Annotated in this window: 13 protein-coding genes; 7 read left to right on the forward strand and 6 right to left on the reverse strand. The window is 62.6% G+C overall.

Going from position 1 to position 16,645, the window contains the following annotated elements:
• The 4 genes from ACEW8Q_RS06940 to ACEW8Q_RS06955 form a co-directional block, all read left to right on the forward strand.
• The coding region (locus tag ACEW8Q_RS06940) for a glycine cleavage T C-terminal barrel domain-containing protein (protein ID WP_373503324.1) at positions 1–2,114 on the forward strand (2,114 nt) is incomplete at its 5' end.
• Between the two features lie 10 nt (positions 2,115–2,124).
• Positions 2,125–2,676 carry a sarcosine oxidase subunit gamma gene (locus tag ACEW8Q_RS06945; RefSeq protein ID WP_373503325.1) on the forward strand — a complete coding sequence of 184 codons (552 nt, stop codon included), beginning with the start codon at positions 2,125–2,127 and terminating at the stop codon, positions 2,674–2,676.
• Between the two features lie 190 nt (positions 2,677–2,866).
• A complete protein-coding gene (locus tag ACEW8Q_RS06950) occupies positions 2,867–3,466 on the forward strand; it encodes a PilZ domain-containing protein (RefSeq protein WP_373503326.1) in 600 nt (199 codons plus the stop codon).
• A 258-nt stretch (positions 3,467–3,724) separates the two neighbouring features.
• Positions 3,725–4,402, forward strand: a complete 678-nt coding sequence (locus ACEW8Q_RS06955; protein ID WP_373503327.1) for a DUF2726 domain-containing protein — start codon at positions 3,725–3,727, stop codon at positions 4,400–4,402.
• Between the two features lie 22 nt (positions 4,403–4,424).
• Here the strand turns inward: ACEW8Q_RS06955 and ACEW8Q_RS06960 are convergent, their stop codons facing one another.
• Positions 4,425–5,597 (reverse strand): pyridoxal phosphate-dependent aminotransferase, encoded by a 1,173-nt coding sequence (locus ACEW8Q_RS06960; protein ID WP_373503328.1) that lies wholly within the window; start codon positions 5,595–5,597, stop codon positions 4,425–4,427.
• A 181-nt stretch (positions 5,598–5,778) separates the two neighbouring features.
• Between ACEW8Q_RS06960 and ACEW8Q_RS06965 the strand changes: the two genes are divergently transcribed.
• Both ACEW8Q_RS06965 and mdoH read left to right on the forward strand, forming a co-directional pair.
• Positions 5,779–7,296: a glucan biosynthesis protein gene (locus tag ACEW8Q_RS06965; protein WP_373503329.1), complete on the forward strand. Its 1,518-nt coding sequence runs from the start codon at positions 5,779–5,781 to the stop codon at positions 7,294–7,296.
• The gene (gene mdoH / locus ACEW8Q_RS06970; RefSeq protein ID WP_373503330.1) at positions 7,269–9,155 is read left to right on the forward strand and encodes a glucans biosynthesis glucosyltransferase MdoH; all 1,887 of its coding nucleotides are present in this window, start codon (positions 7,269–7,271) and stop codon (positions 9,153–9,155) included. The genes ACEW8Q_RS06965 and mdoH overlap by 28 nt, the downstream gene beginning before the upstream one ends.
• Here mdoH and ACEW8Q_RS06975 read toward each other — a convergent pair whose 3' ends face one another.
• The 3 genes from ACEW8Q_RS06975 to ACEW8Q_RS06985 are packed head-to-tail and all read right to left on the reverse strand — an operon-like array spanning position 9,156 to position 14,282.
• Positions 9,156–9,563, reverse strand: a complete 408-nt coding sequence (locus ACEW8Q_RS06975) for an aconitase X swivel domain-containing protein (RefSeq protein ID WP_373503331.1) — start codon at positions 9,561–9,563, stop codon at positions 9,156–9,158.
• Positions 9,560–10,819: an aconitase X gene (locus tag ACEW8Q_RS06980; protein WP_373503332.1), complete on the reverse strand. Its 1,260-nt coding sequence runs from the start codon at positions 10,817–10,819 to the stop codon at positions 9,560–9,562. Before ACEW8Q_RS06980 ends, ACEW8Q_RS06975 begins: the two co-directional genes overlap by 4 nt.
• Positions 10,820–10,835: 16 nt before the next feature.
• Positions 10,836–14,282: an acyl-[ACP]--phospholipid O-acyltransferase gene (locus tag ACEW8Q_RS06985; protein WP_373503333.1), complete on the reverse strand. Its 3,447-nt coding sequence runs from the start codon at positions 14,280–14,282 to the stop codon at positions 10,836–10,838.
• Positions 14,283–14,451: 169 nt separating this feature from the next.
• Between ACEW8Q_RS06985 and ACEW8Q_RS06990 the strand changes: the two genes are divergently transcribed.
• A complete protein-coding gene (locus ACEW8Q_RS06990) occupies positions 14,452–14,940 on the forward strand; it encodes a fasciclin domain-containing protein (protein WP_373503334.1) in 489 nt (162 codons plus the stop codon).
• Positions 14,941–15,008: 68 nt separating this feature from the next.
• Here the strand turns inward: ACEW8Q_RS06990 and ACEW8Q_RS06995 are convergent, their stop codons facing one another.
• A complete protein-coding gene (locus tag ACEW8Q_RS06995; protein WP_373503335.1) occupies positions 15,009–15,674 on the reverse strand; it encodes an HAD family hydrolase in 666 nt (221 codons plus the stop codon).
• 3 nt (positions 15,675–15,677) lie between these two features.
• The coding region (locus ACEW8Q_RS07000; protein WP_373503336.1) for a thiamine pyrophosphate-dependent enzyme at positions 15,678–16,645 on the reverse strand (968 nt) is incomplete at its 5' end.

Below are 16,645 nucleotides of genomic sequence, written 5' to 3' on the forward strand. Positions count from 1 at the left end.
ACGCGCCGCGCCAGCGCTACTGGCGCATCATCGCGAAGCGCGCGGTGCTGGCGGCGGGGGCGGAGGAGCGCCCCATCGCATTCGGCGGCAACGACGTTCCGGGCGTGATGGTGGCGTCTGCCATGCGCACCTATGCCAACCGCTATGCAGCGGCGGCAGGGAAATCCATCGCGGTCTTCACCAACAATGATTCAGGCTATCGCACGGCGCGCGACATGAAGGCCCATGGCGTTCATGTCGAGGTGATCGTGGACAGCCGCAAGGACTCCAGGGCCGATGCGGGCGGCGTTCCGGTGCTCCGTGGACGGATGGTTGCCGACGTCGCCGGCAGGAAGGGCGTGACCGGCATCGAATTGACCGATCACACGCACATCAGCTGTGATGCGCTTGCGATGTCTGGCGGCTGGAGCCCCATTGTCAATCTTGCGTGTCATCGCGGCGCAAAGCCGGCATGGGACGAGAAGATCGTCGGCTTCGTGCCGCCGGACGTGGGCGAAGCCTTCACCGTCGCCGGTTCAGCCGCTGGAAAAATGCTGCTGTCGGAGTGTCTCGCCGATGGCGCGGCCAAGGGCGCGATCAACGGCAAATCCATTGCGGTGCCGAAGTGCCGTGACGAGGCCTTCGCGATTTCGCCGCTGTGGTGGGTGAAGGATTCCAAAGGCAAGGCCTTCATCGATTACCAGAATGACTCGACCGCAAAGGACCTGCCGCTTGCCGCGCGCGAGGGCTACAAGGACATCGAACTCGCCAAGCGCTACACCACCACAGGCATGGCGACCGACCAGGGCAAGCTCGGCAACGTGAACGCCATTGCGATCCTCGCCGAGGCCACTGGCCGCAGCATGGAGCAGGTCGGCACCACCACGTTCCGGCCGTTCTACACGCCGGTCGCTTTCGCCGCCTTCGCCGGTCCCTTCACCGGGCATCACTTCCAGCCGGTACGCAAGACGCCGCTGCATGAATGGGCGGAAGAGAATAGCGCGGTGTTCGTTGAAACCGGACTGTGGATGCGCTCGTCGTGGTTTCCGCGCGAGGGCGAGGACTGGCTGGCCTCCGCATCGCGCGAGGTTCTGGCTACCCGCAACGGCGTCGGCATCTGCGATGTCTCGACGCTCGGCAAGATCGATGTGCAGGGCAAGGACGCCGGCGCGTTTCTCGACAAGCTCTATTGCAACACGTTCTCGACACTCGCCGTCGGCAAGGCGCGCTATGGCCTGATGCTGCGCGAGGACGGGATCGTCTATGACGACGGCACCACGTCACGCCTCGCGCAGGACCATTACGTGATGACGACGACCACGGCTAACGCCGCCAAGGTGATGGCGCAGATGGAATTCGCGCATCAGGCGCTGTTCCCGGAACTCGACGTCACCTATGTCTCGGTCACCGAGCAATGGGCGCAGATGGCGGTGGCCGGCCCCAAGGCGCGCGCCACGCTGCAGAAGATCGTCGATGGACTGACGATGACGGACGAGACGGTGCCCTACATGGCCGCGCTCGACGTGACGATCCTGAACGGCGTTCCCGCGCGGCTTTTCCGCCTCTCGTTCTCGGGCGAGCACGCCTATGAGCTGGCGGTTCCGGCGGACTATGGCAACATGGCTGCGCGGGCGGTGAGCCAGGCGGGTGCTGAATTCGGCATCGTGCCTTATGGCGTCGAGGCGCTCTCCATCATGCGCGTCGAGAAGGGGCATGTGGCGGGGAGCGAGCTGAACGGCACGACGACAGCGGGCGATCTCGGCATGGGCAAGATGGTGTCCACCAAGAAGGACTTCATCGGCCGCATGATGGCGCAGCGCGAGGGGCTGATCGATCCGAACCGGCAATGCGTCGTCGGCATCAGGCCGGTCAATGCGTCCGAGCGCATCCGCTCGGGCGCGCATCTGCTGAAGCGCAACGACAAGCCGTCGATGGCGAATGACCAGGGCTATGTGACCTCGGTCGCCTGGTCGCCCATGCTCAACATGTGGATTGGCCTGGCACTTCTGTCCAACGGGCGCGCGCGCCATGGCGAGATCGTGCAGGTGTGGGACGGGTTGCGCGGCACCAATGTGGCAGGCGAGATCTGCAATCCCGTGCACTTCGATCCAGAGAACAAGAGACTCCATGCCTGAGGCAGCAAACATGACCGGACTTCATCTTTCGCGCGTGTCGCCCCTGCAGAACGTGGCCGTGCAGGGCCGCTTCGGCTCGCCCAGGGGCGCGCCCGGCGTCAGCTTCAGCGTGCGCCACCCGATGTCGATCCTCACTGTCATCGCACGGGCGGGGCAGGGTGCTGCCACCGCGAATGCGCTCAAGGGCTACACCGCGCAATGGGCAGGGCCGGACCAGTATTTCGTGCTGGCCGAGGGCAGGGCGGAAGGTGTTTTGTATGCGGACGTGAAGGCTGCGCTTGCCGGCATCGCCTCGGTGTCGGACCAGAGCCACGGCCGCGTCATCCTCCGCATCTCCGGCCCCAAGGCGCGCAACGTGCTGGCCAAGGGCACGCCGGTCGATCTTCATCCGGATGTGTTTCCGGTCGGAAAATCAGCGCTGACCCAGATGGCCCATGTGGGCGTGCACCTCACCCGCGTGGGCGAGGATGTGTTCGACCTGTCAGTGTTCAGGGGATTTTCCGAGAGCTTCTGGGAGTGGATCACTAGCCAGGCGGAAGAGTTCGGGTATCAGGTAGGGTAGTTTCCCTGCTGTCGCCCTTATCAGGGCTGCCGATGGGCCGTTCCGCCGGAGAACTCGCAGACCAACTTCAGCAATCGTTCATAAGTTGCATCTAGATGTCATGCATCACCTTAAGTTAAAATTCACGCCCTGGTGATAGGAGTGACGTTCAGTCTGATCCTGGAACTCTGGTTTGAAGTGAGGTTCGGTTTTGAGCGACAATGACTGGGACTCCGGCGACTCTTCGCGCAGCCCGCCGCGCGTGCTCTTTGGGCAATTTGCAAGAGCAGACAAATCGGAATATATCTGCAGCGTCACGAATGTCTCGATTGACGGAGCCGCGTTCAAGTCGCGGGTGCTGGCGGCTTCCAACGAATTTCTGGTGGCCAAGCTCGAACACCTGGGCCGCGTCGAATGCCGTGCGGGCGAGGCGACGGGTGACGGGTTCATGGTACGGTGGGACATCAGCCCCGCCGACCGCACCGCATTTCTCAGCAAGTTCACTTGGCTGGACGATTATTACGCGGGCAAGGCGGCTGACAGCCGGCAATACAATAGGCGGCAATTCAGCGAGACGAAGTCCGTGGTAACGCTTCTCGATGGCCGCAGCATTCCGTGTGAGATCAGCGACATCTCCTTGTCTGGCGCAGGTGTCATCATGAAAAAGGTGCCAGACATTGGCTCCAAGATCTATCTGGGCAAGGTCCTCTGTGAAGTGATGCGCCACACCGATGAGGGTTTGGGTGTCAGGTTCCTCACGGGCTTCGGCAGTGACCTGATGTCGGAATTGCTCGCCGGGGAAAACATCTGACAGCCAAGTGCAGGCGATCTCAGGACCGTCTTTTCATTCCGGGTTTTTCAAGTGCCTTCCGTGAGTGGGTCATGGAGCAGGCGGCGGAGTTATAGTATCACGTAACATAAACTCATTCCGCTCTGCTTTTGACCGGGTCCCACTTTCCATCCCTTCAGATGGCACTCGAATTGGACTAACTGAACCTTAACACATTCAAGCAACGTCACGCGGATGTGGAAGTAGTGATTCGTTTAAGCAGCGATGTTACTATGAACCATGCCTACTGAAATCCTGGCACTGATCGACAAGCCGCATCTGTTCATTGCCGTTCTGCTGATCGGTGCGCTGATTGGAATGGGCGTTGAGAGACTTGTCGCTGAACTGCAGAGACGAGCGTGGCGCCAGAAGAACAAGTGGCGGTGGAAGAGCGGGCGCAGCGACGGCAATCACAAGAGTTGGCCGTGGTCCATGAAAAATGGGTATCCTCAGCCGGCACAGCTCGATGCTGCTGATCAGCTGCGGATCGTTATGGGTGCGTCATTCAGTGTTCAGCCAGTTCTCAACAAGAGCGAAGCGCGGGTGTTTCGCGAACTCGACCGGATTGTCATCGACAGAAATCCCAAGTGGCAAGTCATGGCACAAGTTTCTCTAGGGGAAATCCTGAGTTGCAAGGATGCAAGTGCCTTCAAATGCATCAATTCCAAGCGTGTTGACCTTCTCCTCATGGATGAAGACTGTCAGCCTCGCCACGCAATTGAATATCAGGGAGCGGGTCACTATCAGAACACGGCAGCAGCGCGCGATGCCGTCAAGCGAGAGGCTCTAAGGCGAGCAGGCATCGGATATCATGAAGTCATTTCGGGCCATACCACACCGTCTGATCTTCAACGCTTGGTCGAAAAACTTGTAAATAGTGCGGTTGGGAATTCAACAGCTCCCGAGCCCACTTTGTGACAGAGCAGTTGAACGAACCGAGCTAAACTCTCTCCGCCAGCCGCGCGATCCGCTTGCAGGCTTCGGTGATCTGGGCGGCGTCGACCGTCAGTGCCACGCGCAGATGCCCAGTGCCGCCCTGGCCGAAGCTTTCGCCGGGCATGGTGACGACGTTTTCTTCTTCCAGCAGTTTCCACGCGAAGGCTTCTCCGGTGAGGCCGGTCTTGCGCACGTCCACCATCACGAACATGCCGCCTTCTGGCATGCGGGCCGAGACGTTCTTCGCACCTTCCAGCTCCTTCACCAGCGCGCGGGCGCGGGATTCGTAGTTCTTTTTCATCGCGTCGATTTCAGGGAAGTGATTGTCGAGCGCGAAGGCCATGGCGTCTTCGAGGAAGGGTTGCGAGCCGAAGAGCATGGTCTCGGTCACCGGAATGCAGCGGTCGCAGAATTCGGGCGAGGCGGCGATCCAGCCGCAGCGGAATCCGGGCATGGCGTGCGACTTCGAGATCGAGGAGACTACGATGGTGCGCTTTTCGAGCTCAGGCACGTCGAAGGGCGACGAGAACACCGTGTTGCCATAAGTGAGCGTAGCGTAGACCTCGTCCGAGATGATCCAGAGGTCATGCTTCTCGCAGACCTTGCCGATCTTCTCGATCTCGGAGCGGGTGAAGACGGCGCCCGTGGGGTTCGACGGCGTGTTCATCAGCAGCACGCGTGACTTCGGCGTAATGGCCTTCTCGAGGTCGGCGGCCTTCAGGTGGAAGCCATGGTCTGGGTCAACCTGGATGGGTCTGGGGATGCCGCCCGCCGCTGCGATGACGCCCTCGTAGGTGGCGTAATAGGGGTCGGCCATCAGCACCTCGTCGCCCTCGTCCACCACCGTCATCATGGCGGCGTAAAGAGCGGTCTGGGTGCCGGGGAGGTAGATGAACTGGTTGTCACCGATGGTCCGCCCGGTCTGGGCGGTATACATGCGGGCCAGCGCGCGGCGGGCGTTCGCCTCGCCACGGCCCTCGGCATAGCGGATGCGGCCGGCGCGCATCTGAGCGTTGGCGACGTCGAGGATGGCCTCGGGCGGGGGCGCGTCGGGTTCGCCGATCGACAGAAAGATCATGGCCTCGCCCAGTGCGGCACGGCGCTTGCCTTCTATGTGAACGGCCCATTTCTCAGAACCGAGGCCGTCGAGGCGCGCCGTGACTTTCGCAAATTTCATCTGGGTGACCCTTGTTTTGCCGCGCTTTTAGTGCAAGGGCACTGCGCGGTCGAGGGGCCGTTGAGGGTCTTTACAATTCCGGGAGTTAGGATAGTTTGTGCGGCGCACCATTTTCTCGGATTTGTCTGAAATGAATTCATCACGGCGTCAGTTACTGGGGTCGGCAGCATGGCTTGCGGCTGTGACAACGGCCCTGCAGCAGGGGCTGCTCCCGGCCTTCGCCCAGGCTCCTGAACTCTATGTCGAGCAGCAGCCGTTCGCGGAGGATCATGTCCGCAAGCTGGCGGAAGCGCTGGCCCAGAAGCCCTGGGAGGATGTGCGGATCGCCATGCCGCAAGGCTGGGAAGCGGTGACGTATGACCAGTACCGTGACCTCCGCTTCAACCCGGACAAGTCGTTCTGGAAGGACGAGCAGCACCAGTTCTCCTTCGACCTGTTCCACTCCGGATTCCTGTTCACGGCCCCGGTCGACGTCCATGTGGTGGAGAATGGCCAGACGGCCCGCATCAACTACAGTCCGGACCTGTTCAGTTTCGGCCCGCTGGCGCCCAAGACCGACGGCAAGACCGACATGCACTATGCGGGCCTCAGGCTCCGCTTCCCGATCAACTCGAAGGAATACAACGACGAGTTCGCCGTGTTCCAGGGCGCGTCGTATTTCCGAGGCGTGGGCAAGGGCCTGCTCTATGGGCTCTCCGCACGCGGGCTCGCCGTCAACACGGGCCAGCCCTCGGGCGAGGAGTTCCCGATGTTCCGGGCCTTCTGGGTGCGAAAGCCCGAACCGACCGCCACGACGATCGTGGTCGAAGCGCTGCTCGACAGCCCGTCCGTCACCGGGGCCTACAAGTTCTCGATCAAGCCGGGCGAGGACACGCAGATGGACGTGGAACTGATCCTGTTCCCCCGCAAGGACATGGAGCATGTGGGGATCGCCCCGATGACCTCGATGTTCCTGCTCGATTCGTTGTCGCGGCCGGTGGAGGACTTCCGCCCGGCCGTGCACGATTCCGATGGCCTGATGATGCAGACGGGCGCTGGCGAATGGCTGTGGCGCCCGTTGAGCAACCCCAAGACGCTGCAGGTGAGCGCCTTCATCGACACCAGCCCGCGCGGTTTCGGCCTGATGCAGAGGAAGCGCGCCTACCGGGACTTCCTCGATCTCGAATCGCGCTATGAACGGCGGCCCAGCCTGTGGGCAGAGCCTGTTGGCGACTGGGGCCAGGGCAACGTCGAGCTTTACGAGATACCGACGCTGCTTGAGACCAACGACAATATCGTGGCCTTCTGGCATCCGAGGGACCCTCTGAAGCAGGGCCAGAGTTATACCTATGTCTATCGCCTGCACTGGTGCGAAGATTGGCCGACCGGGGTGGAACTTCCTGTGGGGAGGACCGTTTTCTCGGGCGCCGGTGTGGACCCCAACTACTCTGCGACCCCGCCTGCCTACGATCCGAACCTGCGGCTCTATGTGATCGAGTTCGCGGGCGGAGACCTTGACGGCGAGATTGTTGCGGACGTGACGGCGTCCGCCGGCGTGATTTCCAACGTGCATGCAACCAAGAACGACGTCGGGCAAACGACGCGGCTTTCCTTCGAGCATAACGTCAATGGGGCAGACGTCGCAGAACTGCGTGCCGTGCTGAAGCGCGGCGACAACAAGGTAAGCGAGACATGGCTCTATCGTTGGACCAGAAGCTGAACATCACCACACCGCCCGAAGCTCCACTCGCCATGCCGGTGCAGGATTTGAAGTCCTGGGGCGGCCGGCCGGGGGACGTGGGCAATGGACGCGACGTGCTGGTGGCGCGGGCCTTCGTCTTCGGCGCGTCGGCGGCTCTCACCGCCTTCGGCACCTGGAAGATGTATGAAGTGATCAGCCCGGTGAACGTCACCTGGCTGCAGATCCTGTTCGCCAGTTTCTTCGCGCTCACCTTCGCGTGGATCGCCTTCTCGTGCGCCAGCGCGATGCTCGGTTTCTTCATGCTGCTGACTGGCCGCAGCAAGCTTCCCGCGCTTGCCGACACGCAGGACATGGGGCGCACCGCGCTGCTGATGCCCGTTTACAACGAGGACCCGGAGCGCGTCTTCGCGGCGCTGTCGCGCATGGGGGCAGCACTGAAGCGGGAGGGCGTTGCGAGGCACTTCGATATCTTCGTTCTCAGCGACACGCGAAATGATTCGATTGCGGATGCCGAACGCGAGGCCTTCGCGAAACTGGAGCGCCAGCTTAACCCCGCGATCAGGGTCTACTACCGCCGCCGCGACAACAACCACCACCGCAAGGCAGGCAACATCGCCGATTTCGTCACCCGGTGGGGCGGCGCCTATGACCACATGATCGTGCTCGATGCCGACAGCGACATGAGCGCTGCCGCCATGATCACGCTTGCCCGCGCCATGGCGGCGGACCCCAGGTCCGGCATCATCCAGTCGTTGCCGCTTCTGCACAACCGCTGGACACCCTTTGCCCGGATGACGCAATTCGCCGGCCGAGTCTACGGCCCGCTCGTCGCCACCGGCCTTGCCGCCTGGCATGGGCGCGACGGAAATTACTGGGGCCACAACGCCATCATCCGCACCAGGGCTTTCGCCGAGGCTGCGGGGCTGCCTGAACTCACCGGCCGCAAGCCCTTCGGAGGCCATGTGCTGAGCCATGACTTCGTCGAGGCCGCACTGATCCGCCGCGCGGGCTATGCCGTCTTCATGTTGCCGACGCTCACCGGCTCATATGAGGAGACGCCGCCGTCCCTCATCGATCTCGCCACGCGCGACCGGCGCTGGGCACAGGGCAATCTGCAGCATATCAAGATCGTCGGCGCCAAGGGCCTGCACTGGGTGAGCCGCGTGCATCTGGTTCAGGGCATCATGTCATATCTGGCATCGCCGCTGTGGCTGATGCTGCTTGTAGCTGGACTGGTGCTCGCCACTGTCGCGCGCTATGCGCAGCCCAATTATTTTCCGGACAGCTTTTCGCTTTTCCCGGTCTGGCCAGTGTTCGATCCTGAACTGGCGCTGCGGTTGTTTGGCATCACCTTCGCCGTGCTCTACCTGCCAAAGCTGCTGGCGTTGACGCTTGCTCTCGCCGATCCTACTATGCGCAAAGGCTGCGGCGGGGCGATGGGCCTGATCAAGAGCGTGCTCGCCGAGACTTTCGTCTCGATGCTGCTGTCGCCCCTGATGATGCTCATCCAGTCACGCTTCGTGGCTGACGTTTTGATAGGGCGCGACTCTGGCTGGAACGCGCAAAATCGCGATGACCAGGCGCTTCCGTTTCGCGTCTGTGCGCGGATTCATGCCGCGCATGTGGCGGCGGGCATCGGTTTCGCTGTCCTGTCGTTTCATATTGCGTGGGCCGCTTTCCTGTGGCTCCTGCCCATCGCCGCGGCCCTGATGCTGTCGCCGCTGGTGTCTTGGGTGACGGGCCTTCCGGAATTCGGGCGGACGCTGTGGCACTTGAACGTGTTCCGCATTCCGGAGGAAGCCGCCCACATGCCGATTGACCGGCCAGCCCCGGAAGACCTCACGACTGCGGAGCCGTTGCTGGAAGCGGCGGAATAGTCAGGCGGGCGTGATGTCTCCCTCCGCAGTGATGCGGAGGCGGTGCTCGGCCTTGAGCCGGGCGAGTTCTTCTGCCGTTACCGTCAGGATAGGGCAACGCTGGCCGTAGAGGCTTGCGGCGACTTCCGCACCCACCGCGAGATTGATATCCGCGGCGACTAGAATGATCGCGGCCGGGGCTGTGCCTAGACGGATCGCCTCGGCGATGGCTCCCGGTGCCGAACCCGAACCTCTGCTCTCGTGCATCAGCAGGATGGTGCGCTTCAGACAGGCACCGCGCTGTGGGTGGTGAATGTCGAGAATGATTCCGCTGCGGGGATCGAAGGCACCCCAGAAGCTCAGCGGTTCGTCGAGCGCCAGCACCGGGCCTTCCGCACTTCCTGCTACCAGCACGCGGGCGCGGATCATTTCTGCATCCAGGATTGCGGGTCGCGCCAGACTTCCCCACGGATGGCACTCTCGGCGCATTCCTTCAGCGAGCCGAAAGCCACCTCCACACCCAGCATGCCCGGCGCGTAATAGGCCCATTTGGCGGCATTGGTCATGACGCGGCCCTTCAGGCCCCGGACGCGCGGCGAATAATACGTGCAGACATCGACCGGTATTTCCACGCCAGCATCTTCCAGTTCGGCAATCCAGCCCTTTGCCGCCGCGAGTTGCCGCACGACACGGCTGGTGGAGACGAGAAACGGCAAACCATGCTTCACCTTGCGGCCATCAAGCAGGCGCACAAGCTCGCCAAACTCGCTCAGCGAAAAATGCGGGGTCCCAATTGCCACGGCGTCGAGCGGGCCATCCGCGGCGCTCGACAGGTCATGATGCGCGCGGGTGAGATCATCCGCAGTCACATGATGAACGTCGCCACCCGAGAAGACGGATGCCACATCGGGCGCTTCGGGCGTGACGCCTGCGCCATGCCAGAGCTCGACGCCGCCGGACGCCGCCACGGCGGAACTGATCGCCTTAAGCGCGTCCCTTCCCGCATCTGGAAGTAGCCCCGATATGACCGCCACGCGGCGGCCCGCAAGCCGTCCTGCGTGATGGCCAAGAAGATGCGCGAAGACGTCTCCCGCCCGCCAGCTTTCCGGCAACCCGGTGCAGTCGATGTGGAGCGTCGCCTTGCGGTTCTCGCCGCGGTGAAGGCCTGCGTCGGGGGCAAGGCCTGTCAGGGCGCACGCAACATCGAGATAGTCGCCATACTTGTTGGTGCGGGCGCCCACGACGGAATTGTAATAGGACACCGCGTTGGACTCGCCCACCGCGATGTGGTCGCCAAAGCCCGGCCCGCCCGCGTGCTGGTAGGGCGCGCAAGTCCAGGTCGGCTTCGCGCCAAGCTTTTCGTAGAGGCACATCAGCTCCCCGGCGCCCGAAACCGATTCCGGATCCTCCGTCAACGGACGAAGCGAGGGATCGGCGAGGCTGACGACACCATTGTTGGTCCAGGTCTGAACGGCGAGCGCCGCTCCGTTGTCCAGCAGGAAGCGTACGAAATCGACATGAGCTTGCCCCGTGTAGAAGCAGGCATCGAGATGGGCAAAGGAAATGGGCAGCAGCCGTTCTGCCTCCATGATCCGCGCAGCCTTGACCACGAGTTCCATGGCGAGTTGCATGGCCTTGCCGGAACGCCCTGCCAGAAGCGCTTGCGCGTCGTCCGTCAATTCCATCGCGGCGGATTCCGGCTCAAGGCTTCACCTGTTCACGCCCCATGCGGTTCAGCGTCTGGTAGTCGGTCTTGCCGGACCCCAGCAACGGAAGTTCCTTCACCACGATGACGTTGCGCGGGATCATGAGGGCGGTTGCCCCTTGCGCTTTCAATGCCTCCGACACCTTCGCGGCATCGAGCATCTCGTCGGTCGTGAACATCACGAGCTGTTCGCCCTTCCTGTCGTCGGGCACCGCCACCACCGCGTGCTGTCCTTCTGCAAAGGCCTGCTGAAGCCGCGTTTCCACCAGTGTCAGCGAGACCATTTCGCCCGCGATCTTCGAGAAGCGCTTGGCGCGGCCGAGGATGGTGACGAAGCCATAGTCGTCCACCTTCACGATGTCGCCGGTGTCGTACCAGCCTTCGGGCGGCGTCTCCAGCACACCGGGATTGTCGCCGCGAAGATAGCCCAGCATGACGTTCGGTCCCTTGACGAAGAGGCGGCCGCCTTCCTCGATGCCGGGTACGGGCTCAAGTCTGTAGTCGATCTGGTCGAGCAGGCGGCCCACCGTTCCCGTGCGAAAGTGCATCGGTGTGTTCACCGCGATGACCGGAGAGCATTCGGTGGCGCCGTAGCCTTCAAGAATGCGGAGGCCAAATTTCTCCATCCAGATGTCGCGCGTTTCCGGCTTCACGCGCTCGGCACCCGCCACCACGAGGCGGACATTGAAGAAATCGTAAGGATGGCCGTTACGGGCATAACCCATGAGGAACGTGTCGGTGCCGAAGAGCACGGTGGCATTGGTGTCGTAGCAGAGTTCGGGCACCACCTTGTAGTGGAGCGGCGAAGGATAGAGGAAGGTGCGCACGCCCGCGAGCACGGGCAGCAGCGCGCCGCCGGTGAGGCCGAAGGCATGGAACAGGGGCAGCGCATTGAACACGATGTCGGATGACGTGAAGGCGATGCGCGCTGCCGCCTGGTAGCGGTTGGCGTGCAGGTTCCGGTGCGAGAGGGCGACGCCCTTGGGCAGGCCCTCGGAGCCAGAGGTGAAAAGGATGACGGCGGGAGAGTTGGGGTCGCGCGTAGCGCCCGCAAGACGAAGCGCGGTCTTGGTGAATGTGCGCGCCCACAGGCCATAGAGCTTGTCTTTCAGGGTGAGGCTTTCGCGCAGGTCTTCAAGGTAGATGATCTGGCGACCTTCTGACAGAGCCGCGAGGTCGGCTTCCATGCTTCCAGCCTCGATGAAACGTCGCGAGGTGACGATGGTGGAGACCTGGGCCGCCGCGCAGGCCGCCGCCATGTTCACGGCACCCGTCGAGAAGTTCAGCATGGCCGGAATGCGCCCAAAGGCGTGGAGGCCGAAGATGGTGATGAAGCAGCCGATGGCGTTGGGCAGCAGCACGCCCACGTTCTTCTCACCCGGCGTCATCTGCGCCATGCGGCGGCCGAGGATGAAACTCCCCATGATGAGGCGGTCATAGGACGCCGGGTTGCGCTGTATGTCTTCGAGGACGGCATGGCCGCGCCCGTGGGTGTGGCGGGCATCGAGCAGCGCCTCGAACAGCGTGCAGTCGATGTTGGAGGTACGGAAGACCATGTCGGTCATCACATCGTAGAGCCTGTCGGCCTGATGCTGGCGCAGCGCCGCGCCACGCATGCCCTCTGGTGGGTCGAAGCGCACGGGCGGCAGGAAGGTGATGGTGATCTTGGGGAACCAGCGCAGGCGGAGCTTGCCCCGCATGCGGGAGAAGGGCGTGTAAAGTGCCCCCTCGATGCGGACGGGAAGTACGCGCGCCTTCGCCATCTGCGCGATGGCGCCCGGCCCCTCGTAGACCTTCATCAGCGCGCCCGTCACCGTGAGGCGGCCCTCTGGGAAGATCACCACCTTGCGGCCCAGCTTGAGCTCGTCCACCAGCAGGCGGAGCGCCATGGGGTTGGTGGGGTCGATGGGGATCATGTTGAACAGCGCGAAGGACGGCTTGGCCCACCACGTATTCGCCATGTGGGTGTTGATGGCGAAGCTGGCGCGCTCCGGCAGGAAGGCAGAAAGCAGTGGCCCGTCGAGGAAGGAGCTGTGGTTTGCGACGATCACCGCCTTGCGGCCCGCCGCGCGGAAGTTCTCCATGCCCTTTACGTCCACCCGATAGAGAACGCGGAAGATCAGGCGGGCGATGCTCGCCGTCAGCTCCTGGGTCAGGAGGAAGGCGATCCACACCGAGGCGATGGCATTGGCGAGGCCGAGGAGCAGGAAGAAGGCCTGCGGCGACATGAACTTCAGCAGCACGGCGCCGGCGAGTGCCGAGGCGATCATGAAGATGGCATTCATGACGTTGTTGGCCGCGATCACGCGTGAGCGCCGCGACGGGTTCGAGCGGTGCTGCATGATGGCATTGAGCGGCACGGCATAGATGCCGCCGAAGAATGCGATGAGGAAGAGATCGGCGCCCACACGCCAGCCCTGCCAGTGCGAGAAGAAGGACGTAACGGTATTGAGGCTGGAACCATTCAGCACGGCCCGCATGTCGCCCGCCGCAAAATAGAGATCGAGCAGGAAGACCGTCATCATGATCGAGGCGACCGGCACGTAGCGCGGCGAGACATCACCTTTCAGCAGGGAATTGGTGAGGAGCGAACCAGCGCCGATGCCGATTGTGAAGAGGGCGATGAAGACGTTCGCCACCATGTCGTTGGCGAGCAGCACATCACGCGTGAAGACCGGAAGCTGCGCCATGATGGCGGCACCGAGGAACCAGAACCATGATGCGCCGATGACCGACCAGAACACGTCCTTGCGCTCGCGGGCATAGGACAGGAGCTTCCATGTCTGGCGCGGCACGTTCCAGTCGAAGACGATGGACTTGTCGCCCGGTGCCGATGGCATGAGGAAGGAGCACGCCAGCGCCACGACCGCCAGACCTGCTATGGTGACCGCGAGCAGGGGCCGGCCCCAGTCCTCTAGCACAAGGAAGCCGCCGAACATGGTGCCGAGCAGGATCGTGACGAAAGTGCCAAGCTCGATCAGCGCATTGCCTGCGATCAGCTCGTCGCGCTTCAGGTATTGCGGCAGCACGCCATACTTGATCGGACCGAAGAAGGCCGCAGTGGTGCCTGCGAGGAACAGCACGGTGAGGTGCATGAAGGGGTTTTCGAGCCACAGGCTGAACGCGCCGAAGACCATGGCCGCGAGATCGAAGAGCTTGATCCAGCGCGACAGGATGGCCTTGTCATGCTTGTCCGCAAGCTGGCCCGCAATAGCCGAGAATAGGAAATAGGGCAGCATGAAGAGGGCGAGGCCTGCCTGCACGAAGAAGGTCGCGTCCCAGCCTCCCTTCACCGCGAGGTCGAAGGTGATGAGGATGGCGATGCCGTTCCGCAAGGCGTTGTCGTTGAACGCGCTGATCGCCTGCGTGACAAAGAGGGGAAGGAAGGCCTTTGATTTCAGGATCGCGAACTGGCTTCGGGTTTCCGGGGTCTCGCCGCTCATTTTTGCCGCTGCATCCTGTCTGTCGACTTCATCTGATCTGGGGGCCGAATATGTCAGAGCTGTGGTGGATCATCAAAGGCCAAAAAACTTATTGTGAATCCGCGTGTGCAAACCGGCCGCAAAATCGCGCCGTAACTCGTCATGTCAATCACGACAAAGGGAGATTCACATGCGTTCCATCCGTAATCTGGTCGCCGCCGGCGCCTTCGCCGTGTCCAGCCTCGCACTTTCCGCACAGGCTTACGCTGCCGACATCGTCGACACGGCCGTTGCCGCCGGAAGCTTCAAGACGCTGGTTGCCGCCGTTCAGGCCGCTGGCCTCGTCGATACACTCAAGGGTCCCGGCCCCTTCACCGTCTTCGCGCCGACTGACGAGGCTTTCGCCAAGCTTCCCGCCGGTACGGTCGATGACCTGCTGAAGCCCGAGAACAAGGACAAGCTCGTCGCCATCCTCACCTATCACGTGGTGCCGGGCAAGGTGATGGCGGCTGACGTCGCCGGCAAGGAGACCATGGCCAAGTCGGTGCAGGGCTCCGAGATCACCGTCAAGGGCATGGACGGCGTGATGGTCGACGGCGCCAAGGTAGTGACCGCCGATATCGCCGCCGACAATGGCGTCATCCACGTCATCGACGCGGTGATCATGCCGAAGATGTAACCCACACGGCAGCTCCCCCGGTTGCCGTCCTGCCGGGCCGGTGCAGTTCCTCCGACTGTGCCGGCCCCTTATCGTTCGAGAAGGCCTGTGATGAGACGCGCCGTGGTGTGGTGATTGCCCGAGAGATGGACCGCCCCCGCCGCAGCGAGCGTTTCCCGGCGGGCCGCGCTTTCGGAAAATCCGATGAAATGCGCGCCGTTTGAGAGACCTGCATCGACGTCATTGAGATTGTCGCCAACATAGACGATGCGATGTTTCGGCAGTCCGCTTGCGGCGATGGCGCGGGCCACCGTCTCGCGCTTGTGGCCGCTGCCCTCGGCCCCGAAGGCGAGGCTTGATACCGGGTTCCACATGTCCAGCGATGCCAGCCTGATCCGGGCGGCCGACAGGAGATTGGCGGTGGCGATCCCGAGGCAGTGTGAATTCGTCAGGGTACGGAGCAGGTCTGCGGCGCCTGGAATGGCGATGCTGCGCAGCGTGGCCTTTGCCAGACCGTCCTGCAGGATCGACAGATAATCCTCAGCGACGGCGGCCCGGTCATCGGCAGGCAGTCCATGGCGTTCGAGAATCTCCGCGATGATATGCTCGTCGTTGCGGACCTTGTAGCTGTCCCAGTCGCGTGACAGGCCTTTGAGGCCATAGCGGCGCTCGAATGCGAGGAAGAATGCATCTTCCTCGGGTGCGGTGAGGTCGAGCAGGACGCCGTCGACGTCGAAGATGACGGCGCTGTCCAAGCCTTAAGCCTGCACCATGCGTGGCGTCATCTCGATCAGGGTCGGGCCATCGGCCTTCAGCGCAGCCTTGATTGCCTCCGCCAGCGCCTTCAGGTTCAGCGGCTTCTCGGCCTTGCAGCCATAGGCTTTCGCCAGCATCTGGAAATCCGGATTCATCAAGGTCACGTTGTTCGGCTGAATGCCGGCGTTGGCCATGCTGTCGTGGATCGCGCCGAGGCGCTCGTTGTTCCACAGCAGGATGATTATGGGCAGCTTGTGTTCTACGGCGGTGCCAAGCTCATTGATCGTGTACTGGATGCCATAGTCGCCATGGAGGATGGCGACCGGCGTTTGGCCCGCGCCGAATTTGGCGCCGATCCCTGCAGGCAAGCCAAAGCCCAGCGTGCCGAAGCCCACGGGGTGAATCCATGTATGCGGCTTCAGGATGGGGAAGACTTCATTTGCGACATAGGCGATCTGCGTCATGTCGGAGGCGACGATGGTGTCTTCGGGGAGCGCCTCGCGAATGACGCCGAGAACCTTGACGATCATGGCGCGCACGGCATCCGATGACGGCGCATCCCGCTGGGGTGCGGCGGCAACATCGGCGTGCTGCGTGAGCATCGGTTCCAGAATTTCAAGTGCCGCCGTGGCATCGCCGAGAATCGCAATCTCGGCGGTATGAGGACGTGTCAGCGAGCCCGGATCGATGTCAATGCGGATCAGGTTGTTCTCGATGATCGCGGTGGTATCCCAGATGTCGGTTTCGGAGAGTTCCGAACCGACGCACAACACGGCATCGCAGGTTCTCAGAAATTCCATCGTCCTGGGATCGCCCAGCACGGCTCCGCGGCACAAGCGATGATCGCCGCGGATCGCACCCTTGCCGGCCGTGGTGGTGAATACGGGTGCATTTAGCTTTTCGGCGATGGCTGTCGCGGCGGCTGCGGCGTTCAGGGCGCCGCCGCCCAGGATCATGGCCGGGCGCTTCG

Source organism: Aestuariivirga sp. (assembly GCF_041738905.1).
Lineage (GTDB): Bacteria > Pseudomonadota > Alphaproteobacteria > Rhizobiales > Aestuariivirgaceae > Aestuariivirga.

Excerpts from the sequence above, each read along its gene's own strand:
- ACEW8Q_RS06945 (WP_373503325.1), top strand. The coding sequence starts at position 2,125 with ATGACCGGACTTCATCTTTCGCGCGTGTCGCCCCTGCAGAACGTGGCC.
- ACEW8Q_RS06955 (WP_373503327.1), top strand. The coding sequence starts at position 3,725 with ATGCCTACTGAAATCCTGGCACTGATCGACAAGCCGCATCTGTTCATT.
- ACEW8Q_RS06960 (WP_373503328.1), bottom strand. The coding sequence starts at position 5,597 with ATGAAATTTGCGAAAGTCACGGCGCGCCTCGACGGCCTCGGTTCTGAG.
- mdoH (WP_373503330.1), top strand. The coding sequence starts at position 7,269 with ATGGCTCTATCGTTGGACCAGAAGCTGAACATCACCACACCGCCCGAA.
- ACEW8Q_RS06975 (WP_373503331.1), bottom strand. The coding sequence starts at position 9,563 with ATGATCCGCGCCCGCGTGCTGGTAGCAGGAAGTGCGGAAGGCCCGGTG.
- ACEW8Q_RS06980 (WP_373503332.1), bottom strand. The coding sequence starts at position 10,819 with ATGGAATTGACGGACGACGCGCAAGCGCTTCTGGCAGGGCGTTCCGGC.
- ACEW8Q_RS06985 (WP_373503333.1), bottom strand. The coding sequence starts at position 14,282 with ATGAGCGGCGAGACCCCGGAAACCCGAAGCCAGTTCGCGATCCTGAAA.
- ACEW8Q_RS06990 (WP_373503334.1), top strand. The coding sequence starts at position 14,452 with ATGCGTTCCATCCGTAATCTGGTCGCCGCCGGCGCCTTCGCCGTGTCC.